Source organism: Streptomyces sp. NPDC057438 (assembly GCF_042802995.1).
Classification (GTDB): Bacteria; Actinomycetota; Actinomycetes; order Streptomycetales; family Streptomycetaceae; genus Streptomyces.
This window is the reverse complement of sequence record NZ_JBHVDD010000045.1, coordinates 39,107-62,310: the sequence shown is the minus strand read 5'-3', so window position 1 is coordinate 62,310 and position 23,204 is coordinate 39,107. Positions and strand designations below refer to the sequence as shown.

General features: G+C 68.6%; 25 protein-coding genes. 13 read left to right on the top strand and 12 right to left on the bottom strand.

The features are described 5' to 3' along the window. Positions 1-13 precede the first annotated feature (13 nt). Positions 14-1,522: a glycosyltransferase family 87 protein gene (locus ACFU5F_RS23915; protein WP_383890699.1), complete on the top strand. Its 1,509-nt coding sequence runs from the start codon at positions 14-16 to the stop codon at positions 1,520-1,522. Positions 1,523-1,644: 122 nt separating this feature from the next. Here the strand turns inward: ACFU5F_RS23915 and ACFU5F_RS23910 are convergent, their stop codons facing one another. The 3 genes from ACFU5F_RS23910 to ACFU5F_RS23900 all read right to left on the bottom strand — a co-directional run bounded on the left by ACFU5F_RS23910 (position 1,645) and on the right by ACFU5F_RS23900 (position 4,405). Beyond that, positions 1,645-2,676: an alanine racemase gene (locus ACFU5F_RS23910; protein ID WP_013002265.1), complete on the bottom strand. Its 1,032-nt coding sequence runs from the start codon at positions 2,674-2,676 to the stop codon at positions 1,645-1,647. Between the two features lie 65 nt (positions 2,677-2,741). After that, positions 2,742-3,863 carry a peptidoglycan bridge formation glycyltransferase FemX gene (gene femX, locus ACFU5F_RS23905; protein ID WP_013002266.1) on the bottom strand — a complete coding sequence of 374 codons (1,122 nt, stop codon included), beginning with the start codon at positions 3,861-3,863 and terminating at the stop codon, positions 2,742-2,744. A gap of 227 nt (positions 3,864-4,090) precedes the next feature. Next, positions 4,091-4,405 carry a hypothetical protein gene (locus ACFU5F_RS23900; protein WP_005482944.1) on the bottom strand — a complete coding sequence of 105 codons (315 nt, stop codon included), beginning with the start codon at positions 4,403-4,405 and terminating at the stop codon, positions 4,091-4,093. A gap of 261 nt (positions 4,406-4,666) precedes the next feature. On the opposite strand from ACFU5F_RS23900, the gene rpsF reads away from it, so the two are divergent. The 4 genes from rpsF to rplI all read left to right on the top strand — a co-directional run bounded on the left by rpsF (position 4,667) and on the right by rplI (position 6,414). Then, a complete protein-coding gene (gene rpsF / locus ACFU5F_RS23895; RefSeq protein ID WP_005482942.1) occupies positions 4,667-4,957 on the top strand; it encodes a 30S ribosomal protein S6 in 291 nt (96 codons plus the stop codon). A gap of 75 nt (positions 4,958-5,032) precedes the next feature. Further along, positions 5,033-5,629, top strand: coding sequence for a single-stranded DNA-binding protein (locus tag ACFU5F_RS23890; RefSeq protein WP_037726038.1), 597 nt, complete (start codon positions 5,033-5,035; stop codon positions 5,627-5,629). Positions 5,630-5,712: 83 nt separating this feature from the next. Beyond that, the gene (rpsR, locus tag ACFU5F_RS23885; protein ID WP_003949403.1) at positions 5,713-5,949 is read left to right on the top strand and encodes a 30S ribosomal protein S18; all 237 of its coding nucleotides are present in this window, start codon (positions 5,713-5,715) and stop codon (positions 5,947-5,949) included. Between the two features lie 18 nt (positions 5,950-5,967). Beyond that, on the top strand, positions 5,968-6,414 hold the full coding sequence (gene rplI / locus ACFU5F_RS23880) for a 50S ribosomal protein L9 (protein WP_005482940.1): 447 nt from the start codon (positions 5,968-5,970) through the stop codon (positions 6,412-6,414). 188 nt (positions 6,415-6,602) lie between these two features. Here rplI and ACFU5F_RS23875 read toward each other — a convergent pair whose 3' ends face one another. After that, complete coding sequence (locus ACFU5F_RS23875; RefSeq protein WP_383890693.1) at positions 6,603-7,949, bottom strand: MATE family efflux transporter; 1,347 nt, start codon at positions 7,947-7,949, stop codon at positions 6,603-6,605. Between the two features lie 450 nt (positions 7,950-8,399). Here ACFU5F_RS23875 and dnaB point away from each other — a divergent pair, with 450 nt between their 5' ends. After that, on the top strand, positions 8,400-9,878 hold the full coding sequence (gene dnaB, locus ACFU5F_RS23870; RefSeq protein WP_383890690.1) for a replicative DNA helicase: 1,479 nt from the start codon (positions 8,400-8,402) through the stop codon (positions 9,876-9,878). Between the two features lie 50 nt (positions 9,879-9,928). After that, positions 9,929-11,314 (top strand): serine hydrolase domain-containing protein, encoded by a 1,386-nt coding sequence (locus ACFU5F_RS23865; protein ID WP_383890687.1) that lies wholly within the window; start codon positions 9,929-9,931, stop codon positions 11,312-11,314. 78 nt (positions 11,315-11,392) lie between these two features. Here the strand turns inward: ACFU5F_RS23865 and ACFU5F_RS23860 are convergent, their stop codons facing one another. Both ACFU5F_RS23860 and ACFU5F_RS23855 read right to left on the bottom strand, forming a co-directional pair. After that, positions 11,393-11,845 carry a GNAT family N-acetyltransferase gene (locus tag ACFU5F_RS23860; protein ID WP_383890684.1) on the bottom strand — a complete coding sequence of 151 codons (453 nt, stop codon included), beginning with the start codon at positions 11,843-11,845 and terminating at the stop codon, positions 11,393-11,395. Between the two features lie 9 nt (positions 11,846-11,854). Then, positions 11,855-12,313 (bottom strand): MarR family winged helix-turn-helix transcriptional regulator, encoded by a 459-nt coding sequence (locus ACFU5F_RS23855; protein WP_383890681.1) that lies wholly within the window; start codon positions 12,311-12,313, stop codon positions 11,855-11,857. A gap of 139 nt (positions 12,314-12,452) precedes the next feature. On the opposite strand from ACFU5F_RS23855, the gene ACFU5F_RS23850 reads away from it, so the two are divergent. Next, positions 12,453-13,661 carry an MFS transporter gene (locus tag ACFU5F_RS23850; RefSeq protein WP_383890678.1) on the top strand — a complete coding sequence of 403 codons (1,209 nt, stop codon included), beginning with the start codon at positions 12,453-12,455 and terminating at the stop codon, positions 13,659-13,661. Between the two features lie 28 nt (positions 13,662-13,689). Here the strand turns inward: ACFU5F_RS23850 and ACFU5F_RS23845 are convergent, their stop codons facing one another. Then, positions 13,690-14,556 (bottom strand): GNAT family N-acetyltransferase, encoded by an 867-nt coding sequence (locus tag ACFU5F_RS23845; protein ID WP_383890676.1) that lies wholly within the window; start codon positions 14,554-14,556, stop codon positions 13,690-13,692. A 654-nt stretch (positions 14,557-15,210) separates the two neighbouring features. On the opposite strand from ACFU5F_RS23845, the gene ACFU5F_RS23840 reads away from it, so the two are divergent. Next, positions 15,211-16,695 (top strand): globin domain-containing protein, encoded by a 1,485-nt coding sequence (locus ACFU5F_RS23840; protein ID WP_383890673.1) that lies wholly within the window; start codon positions 15,211-15,213, stop codon positions 16,693-16,695. Between the two features lie 41 nt (positions 16,696-16,736). On the opposite strand, the gene ACFU5F_RS23835 is transcribed toward ACFU5F_RS23840, so the two are convergent. The 5 genes from ACFU5F_RS23835 to ACFU5F_RS23815 form a co-directional block, all read right to left on the bottom strand. Further along, positions 16,737-17,219, bottom strand: coding sequence for an NUDIX domain-containing protein (locus ACFU5F_RS23835; protein WP_013002277.1), 483 nt, complete (start codon positions 17,217-17,219; stop codon positions 16,737-16,739). A 122-nt stretch (positions 17,220-17,341) separates the two neighbouring features. After that, positions 17,342-18,247 (bottom strand): LysR family transcriptional regulator, encoded by a 906-nt coding sequence (locus ACFU5F_RS23830; RefSeq protein WP_383890669.1) that lies wholly within the window; start codon positions 18,245-18,247, stop codon positions 17,342-17,344. A gap of 188 nt (positions 18,248-18,435) precedes the next feature. Further along, complete coding sequence (locus ACFU5F_RS23825; protein ID WP_383890666.1) at positions 18,436-19,581, bottom strand: cystathionine gamma-lyase; 1,146 nt, start codon at positions 19,579-19,581, stop codon at positions 18,436-18,438. Next, on the bottom strand, positions 19,578-20,069 hold the full coding sequence (locus tag ACFU5F_RS23820) for a low molecular weight protein-tyrosine-phosphatase (RefSeq protein ID WP_383890664.1): 492 nt from the start codon (positions 20,067-20,069) through the stop codon (positions 19,578-19,580). The genes ACFU5F_RS23825 and ACFU5F_RS23820 overlap by 4 nt, the downstream gene beginning before the upstream one ends. 8 nt (positions 20,070-20,077) lie before the next feature. Next, complete coding sequence (locus ACFU5F_RS23815; RefSeq protein ID WP_383890661.1) at positions 20,078-20,455, bottom strand: phage holin family protein; 378 nt, start codon at positions 20,453-20,455, stop codon at positions 20,078-20,080. Positions 20,456-20,512: 57 nt separating this feature from the next. On the opposite strand from ACFU5F_RS23815, the gene ACFU5F_RS23810 reads away from it, so the two are divergent. The 4 genes from ACFU5F_RS23810 to ACFU5F_RS23795 all read left to right on the top strand — a co-directional run bounded on the left by ACFU5F_RS23810 (position 20,513) and on the right by ACFU5F_RS23795 (position 23,203). After that, a complete protein-coding gene (locus ACFU5F_RS23810; protein ID WP_383890659.1) occupies positions 20,513-20,830 on the top strand; it encodes a cupin domain-containing protein in 318 nt (105 codons plus the stop codon). A 165-nt stretch (positions 20,831-20,995) separates the two neighbouring features. Then, positions 20,996-21,208 carry a DUF5326 family protein gene (locus tag ACFU5F_RS23805; protein ID WP_383890656.1) on the top strand — a complete coding sequence of 71 codons (213 nt, stop codon included), beginning with the start codon at positions 20,996-20,998 and terminating at the stop codon, positions 21,206-21,208. A gap of 733 nt (positions 21,209-21,941) precedes the next feature. Then, a complete protein-coding gene (locus tag ACFU5F_RS23800; RefSeq protein WP_383890654.1) occupies positions 21,942-22,667 on the top strand; it encodes an IclR family transcriptional regulator in 726 nt (241 codons plus the stop codon). Positions 22,668-22,765: 98 nt separating this feature from the next. Continuing rightward, positions 22,766-23,203, top strand: a complete 438-nt coding sequence (locus ACFU5F_RS23795; RefSeq protein WP_383890652.1) for an SsgA family sporulation/cell division regulator — start codon at positions 22,766-22,768, stop codon at positions 23,201-23,203. The last annotated feature ends 1 nt before the right edge of the window (position 23,204 follow it).

The following is a 23,204-nucleotide window of genomic DNA, read 5'->3' as shown; positions in this document are numbered from 1 at the left end:
CGCGTACGGCAGGATGTGCGGCATGCCCAGTGCAGAGACGACGCGAGTGAGCGTGGACGAGCCGGAGCCCGTACGGCCGACCAAGGAGGATGAGGTCGCCGCGACCGGCAGCGAGCTGATCGGCGGCCCGATCGGGCGGCGAGCGCTGCTCGGCACGTCCTGGTGGACACCGGTACGGGTCGTCGCGCTCGTGGCGATCGGCATGTTCGCGCTGGGCATGGTCCAGAAGCTGCCCTGCTACGACGGTGCCTGGTTCTTCGGGGCCAGCTCCCAGTACACGCACGCCTGTTACTCCGACATCCCGCACCTCTATCAGGGGCGTGGCTTCGCCGACGGACTCGTGCCGTACTTCGACAAGATCCCCGGTGACATGGAGTACCTCGAGTACCCGGTGCTGACGGGGGTGTTCATGGAAGTCGCCGCCTGGCTCACCCCGGGCAGCGGCACCATTCAGGACCAGGAGCAGTGGTACTGGATGGTCAACGCCGGGATGCTGATGGTGTGTGCAGCCGTCATCGCCGTGTGCTGCGCGCGCATCCACCGTCGGCGCCCCTGGGACGGCCTTCTGATGGCGCTGGCGCCCGCCTTCGCGCTGACGGCCACCATCAACTGGGACCTGCTCGCCGTAGCCATGCTGGCCGCCGCCACGCTGATGTGGTCGCGTGGCCGGCCTCTCGCCTTCGGTGTGCTGATCGGGCTCGCCACAGCCGCCAAGTTCTATCCGTTCCTGCTGCTCGGACCACTCTTCGTGCTGTGCTGGCGGGCCGGCAAGTGGCGGGCGTTCGTGACCGCGCTGCTCGGTGCCGTCGGGGCCTGGCTCGCGGTCAATCTGCCGGTGATTCTCCTGGCCCCTGACGGATGGGCGAAGTTCTACCGCTTCAGTCAGGAACGCGGCGTCGACTTCGGCTCCTTCTTCCTGGTCATCTCGCAGCGGCTGAACATTCAGATCACGGCCGAGACGGCGAACGCTTACGCGATGGTCTCGATGGTCCTCGTCTGCGCGGGTATCGCCGTGCTCGCGCTGACCGCACCGCGCCGCCCGCGCTTCGCGCAGCTCGCCTTCCTGATCGTCGCGGCCTTCATCCTGACCAACAAGGTGTACTCACCGCAGTACGTGCTCTGGCTGGTCCCCCTCGCCGCGCTGGCGCGGCCCCGCTGGCGGGACTTCCTCATCTGGCAGGCGTGTGAAGTGGCGTACTTCCTGGGAATCTGGATGTACCTCGCCTACACGACCAGCGGGGACGCCCACAAGGGCCTGCCTGCCGAGGGCTACCATCTCGCGGTCATGGCCCACCTGCTGGGGACGCTGTACCTGTGCGTCATCGTCGTCCGGGACATCTTGATGCCCGATCGGGACCCGGTACGCCGAGCGGGTGACGACGATCCCTCGGGCGGGGTGCTCGACGGCGCGGAGGACGTGCACGTGTACGGCGCGGCCGCCCGTCCTCCGCGGCACGCGATGCACTTCGAGGGACAACCGGTGGACTGGGGCAACCGGGGCCAGGGCGGTAGTTCGCTCTGAGCGAACAGGCGTGGGCAGGCAACGCGGAGGGCCGTACACGAGGTGTCGTGTACGGCCCTCCGCGTGGTGCTGCGGGCGTTTCACTCGGCGATCTGTTCGCCCGCTCTCGGGAGGCAGGGCCCTCAGCGGTCGACCGACCGGTCGAACTGCGTGGTGGTGTGCCGTAGATGGGCCACCAGTTCCTCGCCGACCTTCGGCTCCGGGGCGTCCGACGGGACGAAGAGGATCGACACCTGCATGTGCGGCGGTTCGGCGAACCAGCGCTGCTTGCCGGCCCAGACGAAGGGAGAAAGGTTCCGGTTGACCGTGGCGAGCCCCGCCCGGGCCACACCCTTGGCGCGCGGCATGACGCCGTGCAGCGCCTTCGGCGCCTCCAGACCCACCCCGTGCGACGTACCGCCCGCCACCACCACCAGGAAGCCGTCGGAGGCGGCCTTCTGCTGCCGGTAGCCGAAGCGGTCGCCCTTGGCGACCCTGGTGACGTCCAGCACCGCCCCGCGGTACTCGGTCGCCTCGTGGTCGCCCAGCCACAGCCGCGTACCGATGCGGGCGCGGAAACGCGTCTGCGGGAACTGCTGCTGCAGGCGGATGAGGTCCTCGGACTTGAGGTGGCTCACGAACATGGTGTGCAGCGGCAGACGGGCCGCGCGCAGGCGGTCCATCCAGCCGATGACCTCCTCGACGGCGTCCGAGCCGTCGGTGCGGTCCAGCGGCAGGTGGATGGCGAAGCCCTCCAGGCGCACGTTCTCTATGGCCGCGTGGAGCTGGGGCAGTTCCTGCTCGCTCACTCCGTGCCGCTTCATCGAGGACATGACCTCGATGACGACGCGGGCGCCCACAAGGCCGTACACGCCGTCGACCGACGATACGGAGCGGATGACCCGGTCGGGCAGGGGAACGGGCTCCTCAGCGCGTCTGTAGGGCGTCAGCACCAGCAGGTCGCCGCTGAACCAGTCCTTGATCCGGGCCGCCTCGTACGTGGTGCCGACGGCGAGGATGTCCGACCCGAGGCGGGTGGCCTCTTCCGCCAGCTTCTCGTGACCGAAGCCGTAGCCGTTGCCCTTGCAGACGGGCACGAGTCCCGGGAACTGCTCCTGAACATGCTTGTGGTGTGCCCGCCAGCGCGCGGTGTCGACGTACAGCGTGAGCGCCATGGACGGTCCCGGAACCTTTCTGGTGGCTGCGGTGTATCAGAGGTATGGAAACAAAAACGGGGGCGTCAGCGGCGCGACATGTAGATGTCGAGCGCCTTGTGGAGCAGCTTGTTCAGCGGGAAGTCCCATTCGCCGAGGTACTCGGCGGCCTGTCCGCCCGTACCCACCTTGAACTGGATCAGACCGAACAGGTGATCCGTCTCGTCCAGCGAGTCGGAGATGCCGCGCAGGTCGTAGACGGTCGCGCCGAGAGCGTACGAGTCGCGCAGCATGCGCCACTGCATCGCGTTCGAGGGCCGGACCTCACGTCCGATGTTGTCCGAGGCGCCGTAGGAGTACCAGACGTGTCCACCGACGACCAGCATGGTGGCGGCGGACAGGTTCACGCCGTTGTGGCGGGCGAAGTAGAGCCGCATGCGGTTGGGGTCCTCGGTGTTGAGGGCCGTCCACATGCGCTGGAAGTACGAGAGCGGGCGGGGCCGGAAGCGATCGCGCACGGCCGTGATCTCGTACAGCCGCTGCCACTCCTCCAGGTCCTGGTAACCGCCCTGGACGACTTCGACGCCGGCCTTCTCGGCCTTCTTGATGTTGCGGCGCCACAACTGGTTGAAGTTCTTGTGGACCTCTTCCAGGGAGCGGTTGGCCAGCGGCACCTGGTAGACGTAGCGGGGTTGTACGTCACCGAAGCCGGCCCCGCCGTCCTCGCCCTGCTGCCAGCCCATGCGGCGCAGCTTGTCGGCGACCTCGAAGGCCCGCGGCTCGATGAAGTCGGCCTCGATGTCGCGCAGGCGCTTCACGTCGGGGTTCTGGATACCCGCCTTGATGGAGGTGGCCTCCCAGCGCCGGATGATCACCGGTGGGCCCATCTTCACCGAGAAGGCGCCCTGCTGCTTCAGATGGGCGAGCATCGGTTCCAGCCAGTCGGTCAGGTTCGGCGCGAACCAGTTGATGACCGGGCCCTCGGGCAGGTAGGCGAGGTAGCGCTTGATCTTGGGCAGCTGCCGGTACAGCACCAGGCCGGCGCCGACCATCTCACCCGTCCTGTCGTCGAACCACCCGAGGTTCTCGGAGCGCCACTCTGCCTTGACATCGGCCCAGGCCGGGACCTGCATGTGGCTAGCCGAGGGCAGGCTCTGGATGTATGCCAGATGCTGCTCACGGCTGATCGTCCTCAGGGTCAGGCTCATTCAGGGTGCTCCTCGGGCTGGTGTGTCCCCATGGGTACAGGGGCTCCGGCTCTCGCGCCGAAGCCTACTGCGCCCTGCGGGCGCCTCGAATGGCCGTATGGAACCTGAGGCCCGGCCGGTACGCGGCCGGGACGTGAGGCGGTGTTATTCGGCCGCTTGGTCCGATGTAAGGCGGCGAACAGCGAGGAACACGGCGGCCCGCCGCCCGAGCGGCCGGGTGTGCGAGGTCAGCCGATCACTCCGCCGAAGAGGCCCCCGTGGGCCATGCCGAGGAAGAAGCCGACCGCCGAGGCACCGAGACCCACGATCAGGCCGAAGCGCTCACGGGTCGTCTCCGAGATGAACTGCCCGTACGCGCCGGTCAGAATCCCCACCAGCCCCGTCCAGGAGCTGAGCAGGTGCAGATGGTGGAACATCGCCGTGATGAAGGAGACCGCCCCGAGGACGAGCGTCACGGCCAGCAGGGTGTCCTGCACGGGGTGGGGCTTGTCGTCGGTGGCGAACAGGGAGCCGGCGATGTTGGGTCGCAATGTCTGTGCCATAGGGCACCTCCTGCGGAAGGCGGCGCATCGTAGCGCCATACACACCCGATGTGTACAGATTGACGGCCACCACCCCCCAATTTCAACCGGAAGCGGGGGTGCAGGTAGTCTGTACCGTCTGCACCGGTGTCTGCCCAGACCATGACGGAGTCCCGCACGGGAACTCGATTGTCAGTGGTGGCCGATACCGTTGCGTACGCATCACAACCCTCCTGCCACGGAACGACCGTGGCCGCTGAGTCCGAAGGAGGTGGGTTCCACATGCGTCACTACGAGGTGATGGTCATCCTCGACCCCGATCTGGAGGAGCGCGCTGTCGCCCCCCTGATCGAGAACTTCCTCTCCGTCGTCCGTGAGGGCAACGGAAAGGTCGAGAAGGTCGACACCTGGGGCCGTCGTCGTCTCTCGTACGAGATCAAGAAGAAGCCCGAGGGCATCTACTCGGTCATCGACCTGCAGGCCGAGCCTGCGGTCGTCAAGGAGCTCGACCGCCAGATGAACCTGAACGAGTCGGTCCTCCGGACCAAGGTCCTCCGCCCCGAGACCCACTGAGCTTCCGCTCAGCTGGTCCCGGGATTCGAGTAGCAGCACAAGCAGCCAGCAGCAAACCCGCCGAGAGGTACCCCCATGGCAGGCGAGACCGTCATCACGGTCGTCGGCAATCTTGTCGATGACCCCGAGCTGCGCTTCACCCCTTCCGGTGCGGCGGTCGCGAAGTTCCGTGTCGCGTCCACCCCCCGCACCTTCGACCGTCAGACCAACGAGTGGAAGGACGGCGAGAGCCTGTTCCTGACCTGCTCGGTCTGGCGTCAGGCGGCGGAGAATGTCGCCGAGTCGCTCCAGCGAGGCATGCGCGTCATCGTGCAGGGCCGGCTGAAGCAGCGGTCCTACGAGGACCGTGAGGGCGTCAAGCGCACGGTCTACGAGCTGGACGTCGAGGAAGTCGGCGCCAGCCTGCGCAGTGCCACGGCCAAGGTCACCAAGACCGCCGGCGGTGGCCGCGGTGGCCAGGGTGGTTACGGCGGTGGTGGCGGTAACGGCGGCGGCCAGGGTGGCGGCGGCTGGGGCGGAGGCTCCGGTGGCGGCCAGCAGGGCGGCGGCGCTCCCGCCGACGACCCGTGGGCCAGCGGCGCACCCGCCGGTGGCAACCAGGGCGGCGGTGGCGGCGGCTGGGGCGGCAGCTCCGGCGGCGGTGGCGGCTACTCGGACGAGCCCCCCTTCTAAGGCCTCCCGGGCCGGGTCACCGGCCTTGGAGGACGAGGGCGGGGGCGCACCCCCAAACTTCTTGATCACACAGGAGAAACACCATGGCGAAGCCGCCTGTGCGCAAGCCTAAGAAGAAGGTCTGCGCATTCTGCAAGGACAAGGTCACGTACGTGGACTACAAGGACACGAACATGCTGCGGAAGTTCATTTCCGACCGCGGCAAGATCCGTGCCCGCCGCGTGACCGGCAACTGCACGCAGCACCAGCGTGACGTCGCCACGGCCGTCAAGAACAGCCGTGAGATGGCGCTGCTGCCCTACACGTCCACCGCGCGCTAAGGAAAGGGTGACCGACCAATGAAGATCATCCTTACCCACGAGGTCTCCGGCCTCGGCGCTGCCGGCGACGTCGTCGACGTCAAGGACGGCTACGCTCGCAACTACCTGATCCCGCGGAAGTTCGCGATCCGCTGGACCAAGGGCGGCGAGAAGGACGTCGAGCAGATCCGTCGTGCTCGCAAGATTCACGAGATCCAGACCATCGAGCAGGCCAATCAGGTCAAGGGCCAGCTCGAGGCCGTCAAGGTGCGTCTGGCTGTCCGCTCCGGCGACGCCGGTCGGCTTTTCGGTTCCGTCACCCCCGCCGACATCGCTTCCGCGATCAAGGCTTCCGGTGGCCCCGAGGTCGACAAGCGCCGCATCGAGCTGACCTCTCCGATCAAGACGCTGGGCGCCCACGAGACGTCCGTGCGTCTGCACCCCGAGGTTGCCGCCAAGGTCAACATCGAGGTCATCGCGGCCTAAGGGCCGTCTCGCTCAAGCGACATATGGGGCCGCAGCCTTCACAGGGTGCGGCCCCATACGCTTGCCCGGGCATCTGCTGCGGCCCCGGCGTCAAACGGCCCAGAGTCGACGGCGGAGCGACTGTCCGACGAGAAACAGAGTGAAGCGGGTGATGTTTCACGTGAAACGTCACTGGCTCCTGCCTGCTGTCAGCGCGTCGCCCCCGTGACGATCCAGAGGCCTGAACGGGATCGGAGCCAGAGAGTCAGCATGCGCGTCGCCATCATCAGCGTCATGGCGCCCCAGAGAGCGGTCAGACCCGCGCCGAGGGCGGGGACGAGCAGGGCGGCCGGGATGAACACCGCAAGGGTGAGCAGCATGGCCCGGGCGAGATAAGGCCCGTCGCCCGCGCCCATGAGTACGCCGTCCAACACGAAGACGATCCCGGAGATCGGCTGGGCGAGCGCCACCACGATCAGAGCGGGGAGCGCGGCTTCCTGCACGGTCGGGTCGTCCGTGAACAGCGGAATGAATACGGGCCGGGCAAGAATCACCAGCGACCCGAGCACCGAGCCGGTGGCGATCCCCCACTGCACCATTCGGCGGCAGGCTTCGCGGGCCCCCTGGGCATCGCCCGCCCCGAGGTACCGGCCGATGATGGCCTGTCCGGCGATGGCGATCGCGTCCAGGGCGAAGGCGAGCAGGCTCCAGAGCGAGAGGATGATCTGGTGCGCGGCGATGTCCTCGTCCCCGAGCCGGGCGGCCACCGCAGTGGCGATCATAAGGACAGCGCGGAGGGAGAGCGTGCGGACCAGCAAGGGCACCCCAGCCTGAGCCGAGGCGCGTATCCCGTCGCCGTCCGGCCGCAGAGAGGCGCCATGTCTGCGGGCACCGCGGATCACGACCCAGAGGTAGGCGACCGCCATGCCGAGTTGGGCGATGACCGTTCCCCAGGCTGATCCGGCGATGCCGAGATCGGCGCCGTAGACAAGGAACGCGTTCAGCGCGCCGTTGGCCACGAAGCCCGCAACGGCGACGTACAGAGGAGTCTTTGTGTCCTGGAGCCCGCGCAGCACACCGGTGGCGGCGAGCACGACGAGCATGGCCGGGATACCGAGTGCCGAGATCCGTAGGTAGGTCGTGGCATAGGGAGCCGCTGTCTCCGAGGAACCGAAGAGGGCGACGAGTGTGGGCGCCGTGGGCATGACGACGGCCACGACGGCGACGCCCAGCAGCAGAGCGAGCCAGATGCCGTCGATGCCCTGCCGGATGGCGGCTCTGATGTCTCCGGCTCCGACACGTCGGGCGACGGCGGCCGTGGTGGCGTAGGCGAGAAAGACGAAGACGCTCACTGCAGTGACGAGAAGGGCTGAAGCGACACCGAGGCCGGCCAGTTGCGCGGTGCCGAGATGGCCGACGACAGCGGTGTCGACCATCAGGAACAGCGGCTCGGCGACGAGCGCGCCGAAGGCCGGAACGGCCAGCGTGATGATCTCGCGATCGTGCCGACGCCGAGTGGCCTTGGGGGGCGCGGAAGCCTGTGTCATGACCACCAATCTAATCTTCCACAGGTAAGAGATGCAATGGGGTAGTGACCATTACGTGATGCCTGGTCGAGCGCGGCCTCGCGGGGAGATCGCGATGATCTTGATCTGGTCGCAAAAGTTTTTCTCCTGCACAGCCGATGGGCGGTAAAGGTGCAGCTCAGAGCTTTCTTGCTGGGTGGAGCGAGGTCTTGTTCACAGGGCTGTCCACCGAGTCGTGCACAGGTTTTGCCGGGTTCTCCACAGCATCTGGGCCGTCGTCCACATGGCCTGTGGATAACCAGATTGGCTGAAGGTGCCGACGGGCCTACGGTGGTGCGGCGCCCACTCCTCGGCAGATCACGAAAACCTCGCAAAACCGACGCGCCAGAACCGGAGTTGGGCCTCTTATTTGTCAGTGTCGTGCCGTAGAAATGAGAAGCACGGCGAGGGTCCGCTCGGCGGACGGGAGGAGGTCGCTCGGTGAGCATTTCCGAGCCCTTGGACGACCCGTGGGCCGACACCGGGCCCGGTGATCGTCTGCCCGCTTCCCGGCGACGTCAGGAGGGCGGAGGCCGCGCCAGGGAGGAGCGGCACGACCGTGGCAGGGACAACGGGGAGTGGGACGGCGGGGGTTCGGCTTTCGAGCGTGTCCCCCCGCAGGACCTCGACGCCGAACAGTCCGTCCTCGGCGGCATGCTGCTGTCCAAGGACGCCATTGCCGACGTGGTCGAGATCCTCAAGGGCCCCGACTTCTACAAGCCGGCTCATGAGACCATCTACCAGGCGATTCTCGACATCTACGCCAAGGGTGAGCCGGCCGACCCGATCACCATCGCCGCCGAGCTCACCAAGCGCGGCGAGATCACCAAGGTTGGCGGGGCCTCGTATCTGCACACCCTCGTCCAGACGGTGCCGACGGCGGCGAACGCCGAGTACTACGCGGAGATCGTCCACGAGCGGGCCGTCCTGCGCCGTCTGGTCGAGGCCGGCACCCGCATCACGCAGATGGGGTACGCGGCCGACGACGACGTCGACGAGATCGTCAACAGGGCGCAGGCCGAGATCTTCGCGGTCACCGAACAGCGCACCACCGAGGACTATCTGCCGCTCGGCGACATCATGGAGGGCGCGCTCGACGAGATCGAGGCGATCGGTTCGCGGTCGGGTGAGATGACCGGCGTGCCGACCGGTTTCACCGATCTCGACCAGCTCACCAACGGCCTGCATCCCGGCCAGATGATCATCATCGCGGCTCGACCCGCCATGGGTAAGTCGACCCTGGCACTGGACTTCGCCCGAGCCTGTTCGATCAAGCACAACATGCCGAGCGTGATCTTCTCGCTCGAAATGGGCCGTAACGAGATCGCGATGCGACTGCTGTCGGCCGAGGCCCGTGTCGCCCTGCACCACATGCGGTCCGGCACGATGACGGACGAGGACTGGACGCGCCTGGCCCGCCGGATGCCGGACGTCTCGGCCGCACCGCTCTACATCGACGACTCCCCGAACCTGTCGATGATGGAGATCCGTGCCAAGTGCCGGCGCCTGAAGCAACGCAACGACCTGAAGCTTGTCATCATCGACTACCTGCAGCTCATGCAGTCCGGTGGAAAACGGTCCGAGAGCCGCCAGCAGGAGGTCTCCGACATGTCGCGAAACCTGAAGCTGCTGGCCAAGGAGCTGGAGCTGCCGGTGATCGCGCTCTCGCAGCTCAACCGTGGACCCGAGCAGCGTACGGACAAGAAGCCCATGGTGTCCGACCTGCGTGAGTCGGGATCGATCGAGCAGGACGCGGACATGGTGATCCTGCTGCACCGCGAGGACGCGTACGAGAAGGAATCACCGCGCGCGGGCGAGGCGGACATCATCGTGGGCAAGCACCGTAACGGCCCGACGGCGACCATCACGGTCGCCTTCCAGGGCCACTACTCGCGATTCGTGGACATGGCACAGACCTGACGCGGCGAAATGCGCTCGACGCACGGTGTCGGGCCCGATGGACTGGGCGCATGACAACACCTCGACAAGAGCTGCTTCCCGCCACAGGCCGGGCTCTGCTGCACCGCATCGCCGTCGCCCAGGCAGAGGGACGCACACCGTCCCTGGTCGCGGCGGTGGTCAGGGACGGGGAGACGGTGTGGAACGGGGCGCGGACCTCGGTGGAGGGGCATGCCCCGGACGAGAACGTGCAGTACCGGATCGGCTCGATCACCAAGACCTTCACCGCGGTCCTGGTCCTGCGGCTGCGCGACGAGGGCCTGCTGGATCTCGGCGACCCCCTGGAGAAGCACCTTCCGGGCACCGGCGCGGGCGAGGCCACCATCGCCGAACTGCTCGCGCACACGGGCGGACTGGCCGCCGAGTCGCCGTCGCCCTGGTGGGAACGCACCCCGGGCGCCCTGCGGCCGACACTCGCCGACGTGCTCGGCGAGCAGCCTCACCGCCATCCCGTGGGCCGTCGCTTTCACTACTCCAACCCGGGTTTCACCCTCCTCGGCGCGCTCGTGGAGCAGATGCGGGGCGCGGCCTGGGAGGACGTCCTGCGGCGTGAGGTGCTCGAACCGTTGGGGCTGCGCCGTACCTCGTGGCACCCGGAGGCACCGCACGCCGGTGGCTGGGCCGTCCATCCCTGGGCGGACGTGATGCTGCCGGAGCAGGTCGAGGATCTGGGCCGTATGGGGCCCGCCGGCCAGCTCTGGTCGACCACGTCCGACCTGGCGCGCTTCGCGGTCTTCCTGGCCAGGGGGGACGACCGGGTGCTGGGCGCGGATTCCGTCCGGGAGATGCGCACGCCCGCAGCGCCGGGGGAGGCCGCCGACGTGTCGGCCGGTGCGGCGTACGGGCTCGGCATGCAGCTGCAGCACCGGGGCGGCCGGTTCCTCGTCGGTCACGGCGGTTCGGTGCCCGGCTTTCTCGCACAGCTCACCATCAGCGTCGAGGACGACGTGGCGGCCGTGGTGCTGACCAACTGCACCTCGGGGCCCGTGGTGTCGGAGGTGGCCGCCGATCTCGTACGCATCGTGGCGGAGGCCGAGCCGCGGATCCCCGAGCCGTGGCGGCCGCTTCCCGACGTGGACGCCTCGATCCTGGAGCTGGTCGGGCCCTGGTACTGGGGGACGTACAGCTTCGCGTTGCGTCTCGCCGCGGACGGCGGGCTCTCGCTGGACCCCCTCTCCGCCACCCTGCGCGGCGCTCGCTTCCGTGCCAACGGCGACGGCAGCTGGACCGGGCTCAACGGCTACTTCGCCGGAGAGCTCCTGCGGGCCGTAAGAAGGCCGGACGGGACCGTGAGCCACCTGGACCTCGGATCGTTCGTGTTCACGCGTCAGCCGTACGAGGAGGGCGCTCCGGTGCCCGGCGGAGTGGACCCTGAGGGGTGGCGCGGCATCTCCTAGGCGTGGCTGGGGCGCGGTGGGGGTCACGTTCGCGGTGTTTCACGTGAAACGGACCCCGCCGTAGCTCAGGATCACTGCTCAGAGAGGCAGCTTGAAGCCCACGTGGGTCGCTTCGAAGCCGAGCCGCTCGTAGAAGCGGTGGGCGTCGGCGCGCGTGGCGTCGGACGTCAGCTGCACCAACTGGCATCCCAGGCGCCGCGAGGAGTCGACCGCCCACTCGATGAGCTGCGTGCCGAGACCGCTGCTGCGCTCGTCGGCATGCACCCGCACGCCTTCGATGACCGAACGGGTGGAGCCACGCCTGGACAGGCCGGGAATGATCGTCAGCTGGAGTGTGCCGACGACGCGGTTCTCGCGGACGGCGACCACCACATGCTGATGGGGGTCGCCGCTGAGGCGCTTCAGCGCTGAGAGGTACGGGGTGAGGTCGTCCGGCGATTCACGCTGGGCGCCCAAAGGGTCGTCGGCCAGCATCGCGACGATCTCCGGGAGGTCGTCCTCGGTCGCCGGACGGATGTCGAGGTCTCGCATGAGCCCACCCTAGGCGGACACGTTCCGCGACTCCACGACGCGTACCAGGGGGGCCAGTTCGGGATTCCTGGCCGCCTCGTTCAGCGCCTCTCGCAGGGCGGCGTCATTGGTGGGGCGGGCCTCGGCGAGGAGCAGCAGGCCCGCTTCGGAGACGTCGGTGTAGATGCCCCGGCGGTCGGTCGGGCACAGATAGCGCGCAAGCAGACCACGGTCCTCGAGACGGGTGACCAGCCGGGTGGTGGCGCTCTGGCTGAGGACGACCGCGTCGGCGACCTGCTTCATCTGGAGGTGCCCGCCCTCGCCGTCGTGCTGGCGGCTCAGCACGTCCAGCAGGGAGTACTCCCGCACGCTGAGGCCGTGACCGGACTGCAGCGCGCGTTCGATGCGGGCCTCGATCCGCCCGTGCAACAGGGAGAGGGCGCACCATCCCTGAGCGAGGGCGGTGAGCGCGGGATCCGTCGCTGTCATCGGTGTTCCTCCGTCCCGGGGCTGCTCACTCCCAGGATAGGGCACGCATGCAATTGTCCGCGCCAGCCGATATAGAGCGTCTGCAAGTAATGTGTACGCTGGATAAGCGCATCTGCACTCTTCTGGAAGGCCTGCCCTCATGTCTCTCGCGCTCCTGGCACTGGCGACCGGCGCCTTCGGCATCGGTACGACCGAGTTCGTGATCATGGGAGTGCTGCCCGAGGTCGCGGGCGAGTTCGGGGTCTCCATCCCCGCCGCCGGATTCCTCGTGACCGGCTACGCACTCGGCGTCGTCTTCGGAGCGCCGTTCATGACCGCGCTGGGGACGAGGGTGTCCCGCAAACGGATGCTCATGCTCCTGATGGGGCTCTTCATCGTGGGCAATCTGCTCTCCACATTCGCCCCCACCTTCTCCGTCATGCTGCTCGGCCGTGTGGTCGCCTCACTGGCGCATGGCGCCTTCTTCGGAATCGGCTCGGTGGTCGCGGCCGAACTCGTCGCCCCGGACCGGAAGGCCGCGGCCATCGCGATGATGTTCAGCGGACTGACCGTCGCGAACGTCGTCGGAGTGCCGCTGGGTACCCTGATCGGACAGTGCTTGGGCTGGCGGATCACGTTCGCCGGGGTCGCCGCGCTCGGTGCCGCGGGCCTGGTGGGCATCGCCCGGCTCGTCCCCGATCTGCCGAAGCCGCAGGACGTCCGCCTCCGCGACGAACTGGCCGCCTTCAGGAACATCCAGGTTCTGCTGGCCATGGCGATGACAGTGCTGGGCTTCGGAGGCGTGTTCGCGGCCATCACCTACATCGCGCCGATGATGACGCACGTCGCCGGCTTCGCCGACTCCTCCGTCACCTGGCTTCTCGTCCTCTTCGGGCTGGGCATGGTCGGTGGGAACCTCGTGGGCGGCACATACGCCGACCGCGCGCTGATGCCCATGCTGTACGTCTCACTGGGTGCACTCGCCGTCGTCCTCGCCCTGTTCTCGTTCACCGCCCACGACAAGATCGCCGCGTCGGTGACCGTCACGCTGGTCGGCGCTCTGGGCTTCGCGACCGTGCCGCCGCTGCAGAAGCGGGTCCTCGACCAGGCGCACGGAGCCCCCACCCTGGCCTCGGCCGTGAACATCGGTGCCTTCAACCTCGGCAACGCGCTCGCCGCCTGGCTCGGCGGGCTCGTCATCGACGCCGGTCTCGGCTACACGGCGCCGAACTGGGTCGGCGCAGCCCTCGCCGGGAGCGCGCTCGTTCTGGCGTTCGTCGCGTCGATGCTGGAACGCGGGGGGAATGTCACGGGCACCGCTGTCGAGGACGCCGGGGTGAGCGCACGGCAGGCGGTCGTTCACCACTGACCGCCGTCGGCATCGCAGGATCCGTGCCTCAGCCCGCAGCCACGGTCAGCGGGGCGTACCGCCGGGTCCAGTCACCCGGCAGTTCGGCGAGCCCATAGGTCATCACCGAGTTGAAGGCGATCGATGCCAGACCCCGTTCCTTCGCCCACGCCAGCAGATCCTCGTGACGTACGTCGATGTCGGTGCGCAGAGGCCGGTCGGTGTGGGCGGCCAGGGAGGCGATGAGTGCCTTCGCCGTCCGAGTGTCACGGGCGATCAGCGGGCCGACGACATGGTCGTCCACGTTGGGCCAGGCAGCCGCGTATCCGATGATCCTGCCGTTCTCCTCGGCCACGCGCAGCTGATCGGCGAAGGCGGGAAGCCGGGTGAGCATGTGGGTGCGGTCTGTGCCGAAGACCTCTCCGTCGAGCCCGAGGATGGTGGTCAGATCCCCGGCCGTGGCAGGGCGAGTGCGGACCTCGGAGTCAGGTTCTGCGGGTGTGAAGTGCCCGCGAATCATTTCGGCCTGCCCGGTGACCTTGAAACCCAGCTCCTCGTAGAGCGGGCGTCCGTACGGGGTCGCATGCAGGGTCAGCGGAGTCGTGCCCATCTCCGCGAGCACATGGCGCATCAAACGGCGGCCGATGCCCTGGCGGGCATACCGCTCGGCGACCAGCACCATGCCGATCGCCCCCAGCTCCGGGTGGCCCGCGGGGCCGTACTCGGTGACCACGCAGGCGGTGACGAGACCGCCCTCGGGAGCATCGACGCCGTAGCCGATGCCGGCCGAGAGGAGGAGCCCCCACTTGTGCTCCTCCCGGGGCCAGCCCCGGTCCTCGGACAGGTCGGCGCAGGCGGCGCGATCGCGAGGAGTCAGACGGCGGATGGGCAGAGCGGCGGGGGAAGATGTCGGCACGCAGGTCAGGCTGTCCGACGTGGGCCTTGGCGTCCACCGGTTTGCGGGTGGACGCACACCCTTTTGGCCATGCCGGGCGCCGCGGTGCAGTGCGCAGGCCGATGTTTCACGTGAAACATCCCGTCTCCGGGCATGGAGGGACCGGCTTGCCGTGGCCGAGAACCATGGGGGACACGACGCTCGGGACTGAGGCCGGACACCCACTCGTGCACGGGCGGGATCTGTGGGACATCTGTGAATTGGTGCGCCGCGCCCGGCAGCCGAGGAATCACTGATTCGCTTTCGCGGAAATCCCGGCACGCGATGGGGGGACTTGTGTGTGGCGTTCCTGCCGGTAGGGTCGAGTCCGGTTCGTGTCCGAAGTGAGATGCGGCCGTCTCCTGTGAGGGGTACGAACGCAGCTCAATGCAGCCTAACCGGACAGGAAGATCAGGGACCCGCGTTTGCCGCTACGAGCCGGGCGCGTTCGTGCGTTGTGGAACGCTGCGGTGACTGCTGCGGCGCACGTCACACTCTCGCCTACGCGTTTGTACGGAGTGGGACCGGATTGAATGTGGCCGCATTGGCCAACGGGGAACGAACGGGGAAAAGCAAGGCCGTCCGCGGGGGAAAGCGTGCGACTTCCGAGTGGGGCGTACGTAGATCGACCGAAAGATGTTCGAGGCGAGGCAGACCATGGACGCTCCGACCACCGCGTCGGCCGGCAACGGTACTTCGGGGGGCAGCGACGGAGGCGGCTGGTTCACACCGCGCACCTCTCCGTCCTCCCCAGGCGAGGAACAGGAGCTCGAGGGGTACCGCCTCGCCGGCCTGCGGCCCGTGGGCCGTTCCTTGGATCCGCCGAGCGGTGCCGAGGGGGCCGGGGCAGGCGCGGTACGGGAGCGAATACAGAGCTCCGTGAACCCTCCTCCCGGTGTCCCGCCGCACTCCCCGCCCGCCCGGGTCGCGCAGCCCGCCGAGGAGTACGGTTCCGAGCGTTCCGTCTTCGACGCCCACGTGCCCACCTCGTCGGGCAGCCCCACGGCCTCTCCCGACGCCGTTCTCATCCAGCGGACGATGGCCGAGGTCGGGCCCGTTGCCGACAAGGTCACCTCGTACTTCTACGCGCTGCTCTTCGTCCAGCACCCGGAGCTGCGGTCGATGTTCCCTCCGGCGATGGACGCCCAGCGCGACCGCCTGCTCAAGGCGCTGCTGACCGCTGCCGAGCACATCGACAACACTCCGGTCCTCGTCGACTACCTGCAGAATCTCGGTCGCGGCCACCGTAAGTACGGTACGCAGGCCGATCACTACCCGGCCGTCGGCGAGTGCCTGATCGGCGCGCTGAGCCGGTACGCCAAGGCGAGCTGGAACGACGAGACCGAGGCGGCCTGGGTCCGGGCGTACACGACCATCTCCCAGGTGATGATCGACGCGGCGGCTGCGGACGAACTGCGGGCGCCGCCCTGGTGGCTGGCCGAGGTCGTCTCGCACGATCCGAGGACCGCGGAGATAGCGGTGATCACCGTCCGTCCGAACCAGCCGTATCCCTTCCTCGCCGGGCAGTACACCAGCCTGGAGACCCCCTGGTGGCCGCGGATCTGGCGGCACTACTCGTTCGCCTCGGCGCCCCGCTCGGACGGGCTGCTGACGTTCCATGTGAAGGCGATCTCCGCGGGCTGGGTCTCCAACGCCCTCGTGCACCGTGCCCGGCCCGGTGACGTCCTGCGACTGGGCCCGCCGGCCGGCGCGATGACGGTCGATCACACCACCGACAGCGGACTGCTCTGTCTGGGCGGCGGCACCGGAATCGCCCCCATCAAGGCCATGGTGGAGGATGTGGCCGAGCACGGGCGGAACCGCCCGGTGGAAGTCTTCTACGGGGCCCGCACAGGCCAGGACCTCTACGATCTCGACACTCTGCTGCGGCTGCAGCAGAGCAATTCGTGGCTGGAGGTCCGCCCGGTCGTGGACCGGCACGGGCTGCTCCAACTGCCCGATGCGATACGTGACCACGGGCCCTGGAACGGGTACGACGCATATCTGTCCGGTCCGCCCGGCATGATCCGCAGCGGTGTCGACGCGTTGAAGGACGCGGGCATCCCCGCGGACCGCATACGGCACGACTCGGTCGAGGAACTGGTGGCGGCCGGAGACTGACTCCCGGCTGCGCCGTACCGAGCGCCCCTGCGACCGCTGCGTCAGCCCAGGTCCGGCGCGTGCATCGCCCGCACGCCCTCGATGTTGCCGTCCAGGTAGTGCCGCAGGGAGAGCGGGACGAGATGCACGGAGGCGATGCCGACCCGGGTGAAGGGGATGCGCACGATCTCGTACTCGCCCAGGGGCTCGTCCATCTCGGGACCGTGCCGCTTGGAGGGGTCCATGGACTCCAGGCGGCAGACGAAGAAGTGCTGGACCTTCACACCGGTGGCGCCGCCGTCCTCCCCGATGTGCTCGACGGTGTCCACGAAACAGGGCACGACATCGGTGATCTTCGCGCCGAGTTCCTCATGCACTTCGCGGTGGAGTGCGTCGACGACGGTGGTGTCCTCCGGCTCGACACCGCCGCCGGGCGTGAGCCAGTAGGGATCCATGCCTGGCTTGGTCCGCTTGATCAGGATCAGGTCGTCGCCGTCGAGCAGAACGGCGCGCGCGGTGCGCTTGACCACGGGTCGTACGGTCATGGGAGAAATGTGGCCCTGCATGTTCCACGTGAAACATCGCCGGAGGGGAAGAGTGTCTCCCCCGAGCCGACGGGTGGGCCGTGCGGCGACGCTCGTCTCGGCCGGGTGGCCGGGGCGCTGCCTCAGGACCAGCTCGCAGCGGCTGCCAGCAGCCATTCGTGCGCCCGTGCGAGGTGCGGCATGGCCAGGGTCCCGGTTCGGATCACCAGGAAGTAGGTCCGCAATGGCGGTACCGCGGGGTCGAGGAGTGCGACGACGTCACCGCGGTCCAGTGCGGTGGCGCACAGATAGCGGGGCAGTACGGCAAGTCCGGCGCCCGAGACGGCACAGGCCAGGACGGCCCGGAGGTCGGGGACCACGACGGTGCCGGAGGCGGCGGGCCGGGTGTCGAAGACCGTCGCCCAGAATCGGGCGACGAAGGGCATTGACTCGTGTACCTCGACGACGGGAAGGCCCTGCAGTGCGTGTGTCCCCGCGTGACGCAGCTTCTCGGGTCCGATCTCGTCCGCCCAGCGCGGGGCGGCGACCAGGACGTGCTCCTCGTCGCAGAGGGGGGTCGCGGTGAGCAGTGCGCCGCGAGGCTGGGTGGTGGTGATGGCCAGGTCGTGGTGCCCCGCAGCGAGGCCCTCCAGGGCCTTGTCGGAGTTGCCGAAGGACACCCGCAGGGCGAAGCCCTGGCCGTCGTCCCCGGTCAGCTCGGCGAGGGCGGGCAGGGCCCGCTCGGCGGTGAACTCCGGAGGTCCGGCGAGATGGAGGGTCCGTAAGGAGGAGTCGTCGTCGAGGCCGGTCTCGGCGATCTCCACCAGTGCGTCGAGATGCGGAGCTGCCTTGTGCGCCAGCTCGTCGCCGATGGTCGTCGGTATCACCCCGCGGGCCTGGCGAAGGAAGAGCGGGCGGCCCAGCTGGCGTTCCAGGGTGCGTATCTGCGACGTGACGGCCGGCTGCGAGAGACCGAGCAGTGCGGCGGCACGGGTGAAGGAGCCGGCCCGGTGCACGGTCACGAACGTGCGCAGTAAGGCCAGATCCATGCTTGTCCTCCCCTCACCGCCCCGGAGTGACCAACCATAAATAAGCCGATAGGCCTCTGTCGCTACTGTGATTGGACACTGACACAGAGTCAACTAGCCTTGTTCGCGCGGTTCTTCGCGCGCGGAACCGGGGACGGTCCGAGCCACGAGGGGGGAGGCTCGGACCGTCCGTCGTGCGCGGTGACGGGCTAGCCGTCGGCCACCGACAGCGCACGCAGTACATCGGCAACCAGATCGGCTGTGTCCTCCGCCCCGGCCGAGAAGCGGATGAAACCCTCCGGAACCGCGTCGCCCCCCCAACGGCCGCGCCGCTCAGCGGTGGAACGCACCCCTCCGAAACTCGTGGCGTCGTCCACCAGGCGGAGCGCGTCGAGGAAACGGTCGGCACGCGCGCGCGTGGGCAACGTGAACGACACCACGCAGCCATAGCGCCTCATCTGCTGCGAGGCGATCTTGTGAGAGGGGTCGTCGGGAAGCCCCGGGTAACGCAGCCCGGTGACCTCGGGCCGTTGGCTGAGTGCCTCGGCCACGGCGAGGGCGTTGGTGCTCTGCCGGTCGGCGCGCAACTGGAGTGTGGCGAGCGACCGATGCGCGAGCCAGGCCTCCATCGGGCCCGGGATCGCGCCGACGATCTTGCGCCAGCGCCGCACCGAGGCCATCAGTGAGGCGTCACGCCCGACGACGTATCCGAGGAGCACGTCCCCGTGTCCGGTCAGCTGCTTGGTGCCGCTGGCCACGGCGAAGTCGGCGCCCAGCTCCAGCGGCCGCTGCCCGAGCGGGGTCGCCAGGGTGTTGTCGACGGCCACGAGACAGCCGCGCGCGTGTGCCGCCTCGGTGAGCCGCCGTACGTCGCACACGTCCAGCCCCGGGTTCGACGGTGTCTCCAGCCAGAGCAGCCCGGCGCCGTCGAGGGCGTCGAGCTGGGCGTCGCCGCCCGTCGGCGCGCTGCGCACCTCGATGCCGTACGACCGCAGCTGTTCCCCTGCCAGCGGCAGCACGTTGTAGCCGTCGCTCGGCAGGACCAGGACGTCGCCGGAGCGCAGCTGGGAGAAGAGGACCGCCGAGATGGCCGCCATCCCGGAGGAGAAGGTGAGCGTCTCGGCATCGTCCTGTCCGGGTGCCTCCAGTTCGCCGATGGCGCGTTCCAGGAGCGTCCAGGTGGGGTTCTGGTCGCGCCCGTAGGCGTACGGGCCGGTGGGCTCGCCCGGCAGGTGGTAGTGGGCGGCGAAGACCGGCCCGGGGAGGGTCGGTTCGTGCTTGACGGGCTCGGGCAGGCCCGCCCTCACCGCGCGGGTGCCGTCTCCGGGCCCCGCGGCGGGGTTCTCCGCGCTCATGCGGCCCGTCCCTCCACCTCGGCGCGTACGGCGGCCAGCAGGCCGGGGCTCGCCGCCTCCACCAGCTCCAGACACTCCTCGAAGCCGTCCCTGTCCCCGTAGTAGGGATCCGGAACGTCTAGGTCGTCGCCGACGGCGGGGTCGTACGAGCGCAGCAGCCGGATCTTGCCCGCGTCCGCCGCGGTCGGCGCGAGGCGCCGCAGCGCCTTGAGATGGCCCTCGTCGAGGGCGATGACGAGGTCGAGGCGGGAGAACCAGGAGACCTGGAACTGACGCGCCGCGTGGTCGCCGGAGTATCCGTTCGCCTCCAGGACGGAGACGGTGCGCGGATCGGCGGCGTCGCCCTCGTGCCAGCCGCCGGTGCCCGCGCTGTCGACCTCGACCAGGCCCTCCAGCCCGGCCTCCTCCAGCCGGGCGCGGAAGACGGACTCGGCCATCGGGGAACGGCAGATGTTGCCGGTACAGACGAAACAGACTCGATAGGTCATGCCGGACCTCAGTCCCCGTCGGGCAGGACGAGGGAGAGCGCCCAGGAGACGATCGAGATGATCAGCCCACCGAGGACGGCGGTCCAGAAGCCCTCCACGTGGAAGCTCAGGTCGAGGATGTCGGCCAGCCAGGAGGTGAGGAGCAGCATCAGGGCGTTCACGACCAGGGTGAACAGCCCGAGCGTCACTATGAACAGCGGAAGGGTCAGCAGCTTCACGAGCGGCTTGACCACGGCGTTGACCAGGCCGAACACGAGCGCGACCAGCAGCAGGGTGCCGACCTCCTTGCCCGTGCTGTCACCGGTCAGTGTGATCTTGTCGAGCAGCCAGACGGCGACCGCCAGGGCGCCCGCGTTGGCGATCGTCTTGACTAGGAAATTCATCATGTGTCTGATCGTGGCAGAAGCGATCGGTACGAGCACTGGGCAGGGGCGACTAAGTCGATGAAGGCATTCCGGTTGGATGAACTGGAGGCGGAACGCGCCGCCAATGACGGTGCCTATCTGCAGTTCCTGCGCGAGCGGAACATGTCGGTCGGCCTGTACGCGCTCGATGCCGGCGAACTCGATCCGCAGAAGCCGCACAGCCAGGACGAGGTGTACCTCGTGGTGAGCGGCCGAGCGGCGATCACGGTCGGCCTGGAGACCACCCAGGTCGCGCGCGGCAGTGTCGTGTACGTGCCTGCCGGGGTCGCCCACAAGTTCCATCACATCACCGAGGACCTGAGGGTCGTGGTGGTGTTCTCTCCACCGGAGGGCTGACGTCCGCCACGGTGTTCCCTAGGGGGACGATCAGGGACGGACAAGGGGTGCGAAGCCCCCGGACGGCCCGCGCGTCCCCCTAGCATCGAGGCAGGACAGCAGAAGGCCCGGAACGAGTGCCCCGCGGTGGCGGGGCGACGGGTGGAGACACAAGGAGCAGGGGCGATGCGGGAGATCTTCGCGGGGATGCCGTGGTGGGTGAAGTGGATCGCGGTGCCGGTCATCGCCCTGTTGGTGTTCGGAGGGCTGATAGTCAGCGTCGTCCAGGTCGTGGTGAGCCTGCTCTTCAAGGTGCTCGTCTTCGTGGCGCTGGTCGGCGGACTGATCTACGTCGTCAAGAAGTTCACGACGGGCTCGACCTCGCGCGGCGACTGGTGAGGCCTCGGCGTCGCGCAACAGGTGAGGCGTGAGTGGGTGAGGCCGGTCAGGGCACGGCGGTAACAGGAACGTGAGGTTCCCTCGCCAGGGGGAAGTTTCCCGGCGAGGCCGTCGACGAGCGGTGAGGGGCGGCTAGAGTCCGGGAACTCGTCGCGGGTTCGGTCCCGCGGGCGGCGCATCTCCCTCCCGTGTCCCCCGCACGGGCGGCCCCCCTCGCGCTTCGGGAGTGACCTTGGCCATGGCTGACACGGCATCCGCTGAACCCCATTCCGCTTCCGCCCGGCCCCGCTCTTGGTCGGCACAGAGCGCGGTTCCGCCCACACAGCCGGGCCCTCGTTCGACACCGGCGGTCGCCGCCGAGCACGCGCGCGTCCGGGAGGCGGACGCGCTCGTCCCTCAGCCCTCGCCACGTACGACGTCGAAGACCCCGGCTCCCCCCGTCCAGCCGCGCACGTCGCCGGGGGAGGAGAAGGCGCGATGCCCCGACCCCGCGGCGACACCCACGCGTCCACAGACAGAGACGCGGGCACAGACACAGCCGCGGACCCGGGCATCTGCTCCGACGGTTCGCGCGCAGACACAGCCACTGGCGCCGCCGACCAGGTCCCGGCCGCCGTCGGGGCCCGTACGCCCCGGGGCGCCGCCCGGACACGGTCCGGTGCGTGGGGCCCGTATCCCGTCCCCCGCGCCACCCACCGCGGCGGAGGCGAACTCCGGCACTCTGATCGGCTCCGTGCAGCGCGCGATGCGACTGCTGGAGGCCGTGGCGGAGCGGGAACACGGCGCACCCGCCAAACAGTTGGCACGGGACGCCGGGCTCGCGCTGCCCACGGCGTACCACCTGCTCCGCACCCTGGTCCATGAAGGCTATCTGCGCCGCGAGAAGGGGCTGTTCTTCCTGGGCGAGGCGGCCGAGCGGCTGAGCAGCAGCGGAGCGCAGCAGAAACGTCGCAGCACGGTGAGTGAGGCTCTGGCGCACTGGCGGGACACCCTGGGCGTGCCGGTGTACTTCGCGATCTACCGGGACGGTGAGATCGAGGTCAAGTGCGTCGCCGACAGCCCGAACATGCCGGCGGTCGCGGAGTGGGCCGACTTCCGCGAGACGGGTCACGCCCACGCCATCGGGCAGTGTCTGCTGTCCCAGTTGAGCGACGAGGCTCGCCGCGACCACCTGGACCGCTATCCGGTGCGGTCCCTCACCCCGTACACCGTCCGTGACGACGAGACGCTGCTGCGGCGCCTGGACCGCATGGGACGGATGGAACCGGTCGTGGAGCGACAGGAGTACGCCCTGGGCACGGTCTGCGCCGCTCTGCCCGTCACCGTGGGGCCGACCGCCGGGACGCTCGCCATCTCGCTGCCCTCGCACCAGGCGGACCGGCTGCTGCCCCTCGCCCGCCAGTTGCAGACCGAGATCGGAAACCTGCTAGGGACACTCGCGATCTCTATCAGCATCTGAAAAATCACTCCTTGTGATCTCTCGTGTACTTTCAGCAAACTTCCAGAGGTGTCAGGCGGATGATTCCTGGCCAGTCGACGAACACGGCGGGGTAGGCGATGCGCGAGTCGGTACAGGCAGAGGTCATGATGAGCTTCCTCGTCTCGGAGGAGCTCTCCTTCCGCATCCCGGTGGAGCTCCGTTACGAGACCTGCGATCCCTATGCCGTGCGCCTGACCTTTCACCTCCCCGGCGATGCCCCGGTGACCTGGGCCTTCGGGCGGGAGCTTCTCATCGACGGTGTCGGACGGCCGTGCGGGGACGGGGACGTGCACATCGCGCCCGCCGAGCCGGAAACCTTCGGCGAGGTCCTGATCCGGCTTCAGGTGGGCACCGACCAGGCCATGTTCCGGGTCGGCACGGCGCCGCTGGTGGCCTTCCTCGACCGTACGGACAAGCTCGTGCCGCTGGGGCAGGAGCGCTCCCTCGCCGACTTCGACACGCTGCTCGACGAGGCTCTGGACCGCATCCTGGCGGAGGAGCAGAGCGCGGGATGAA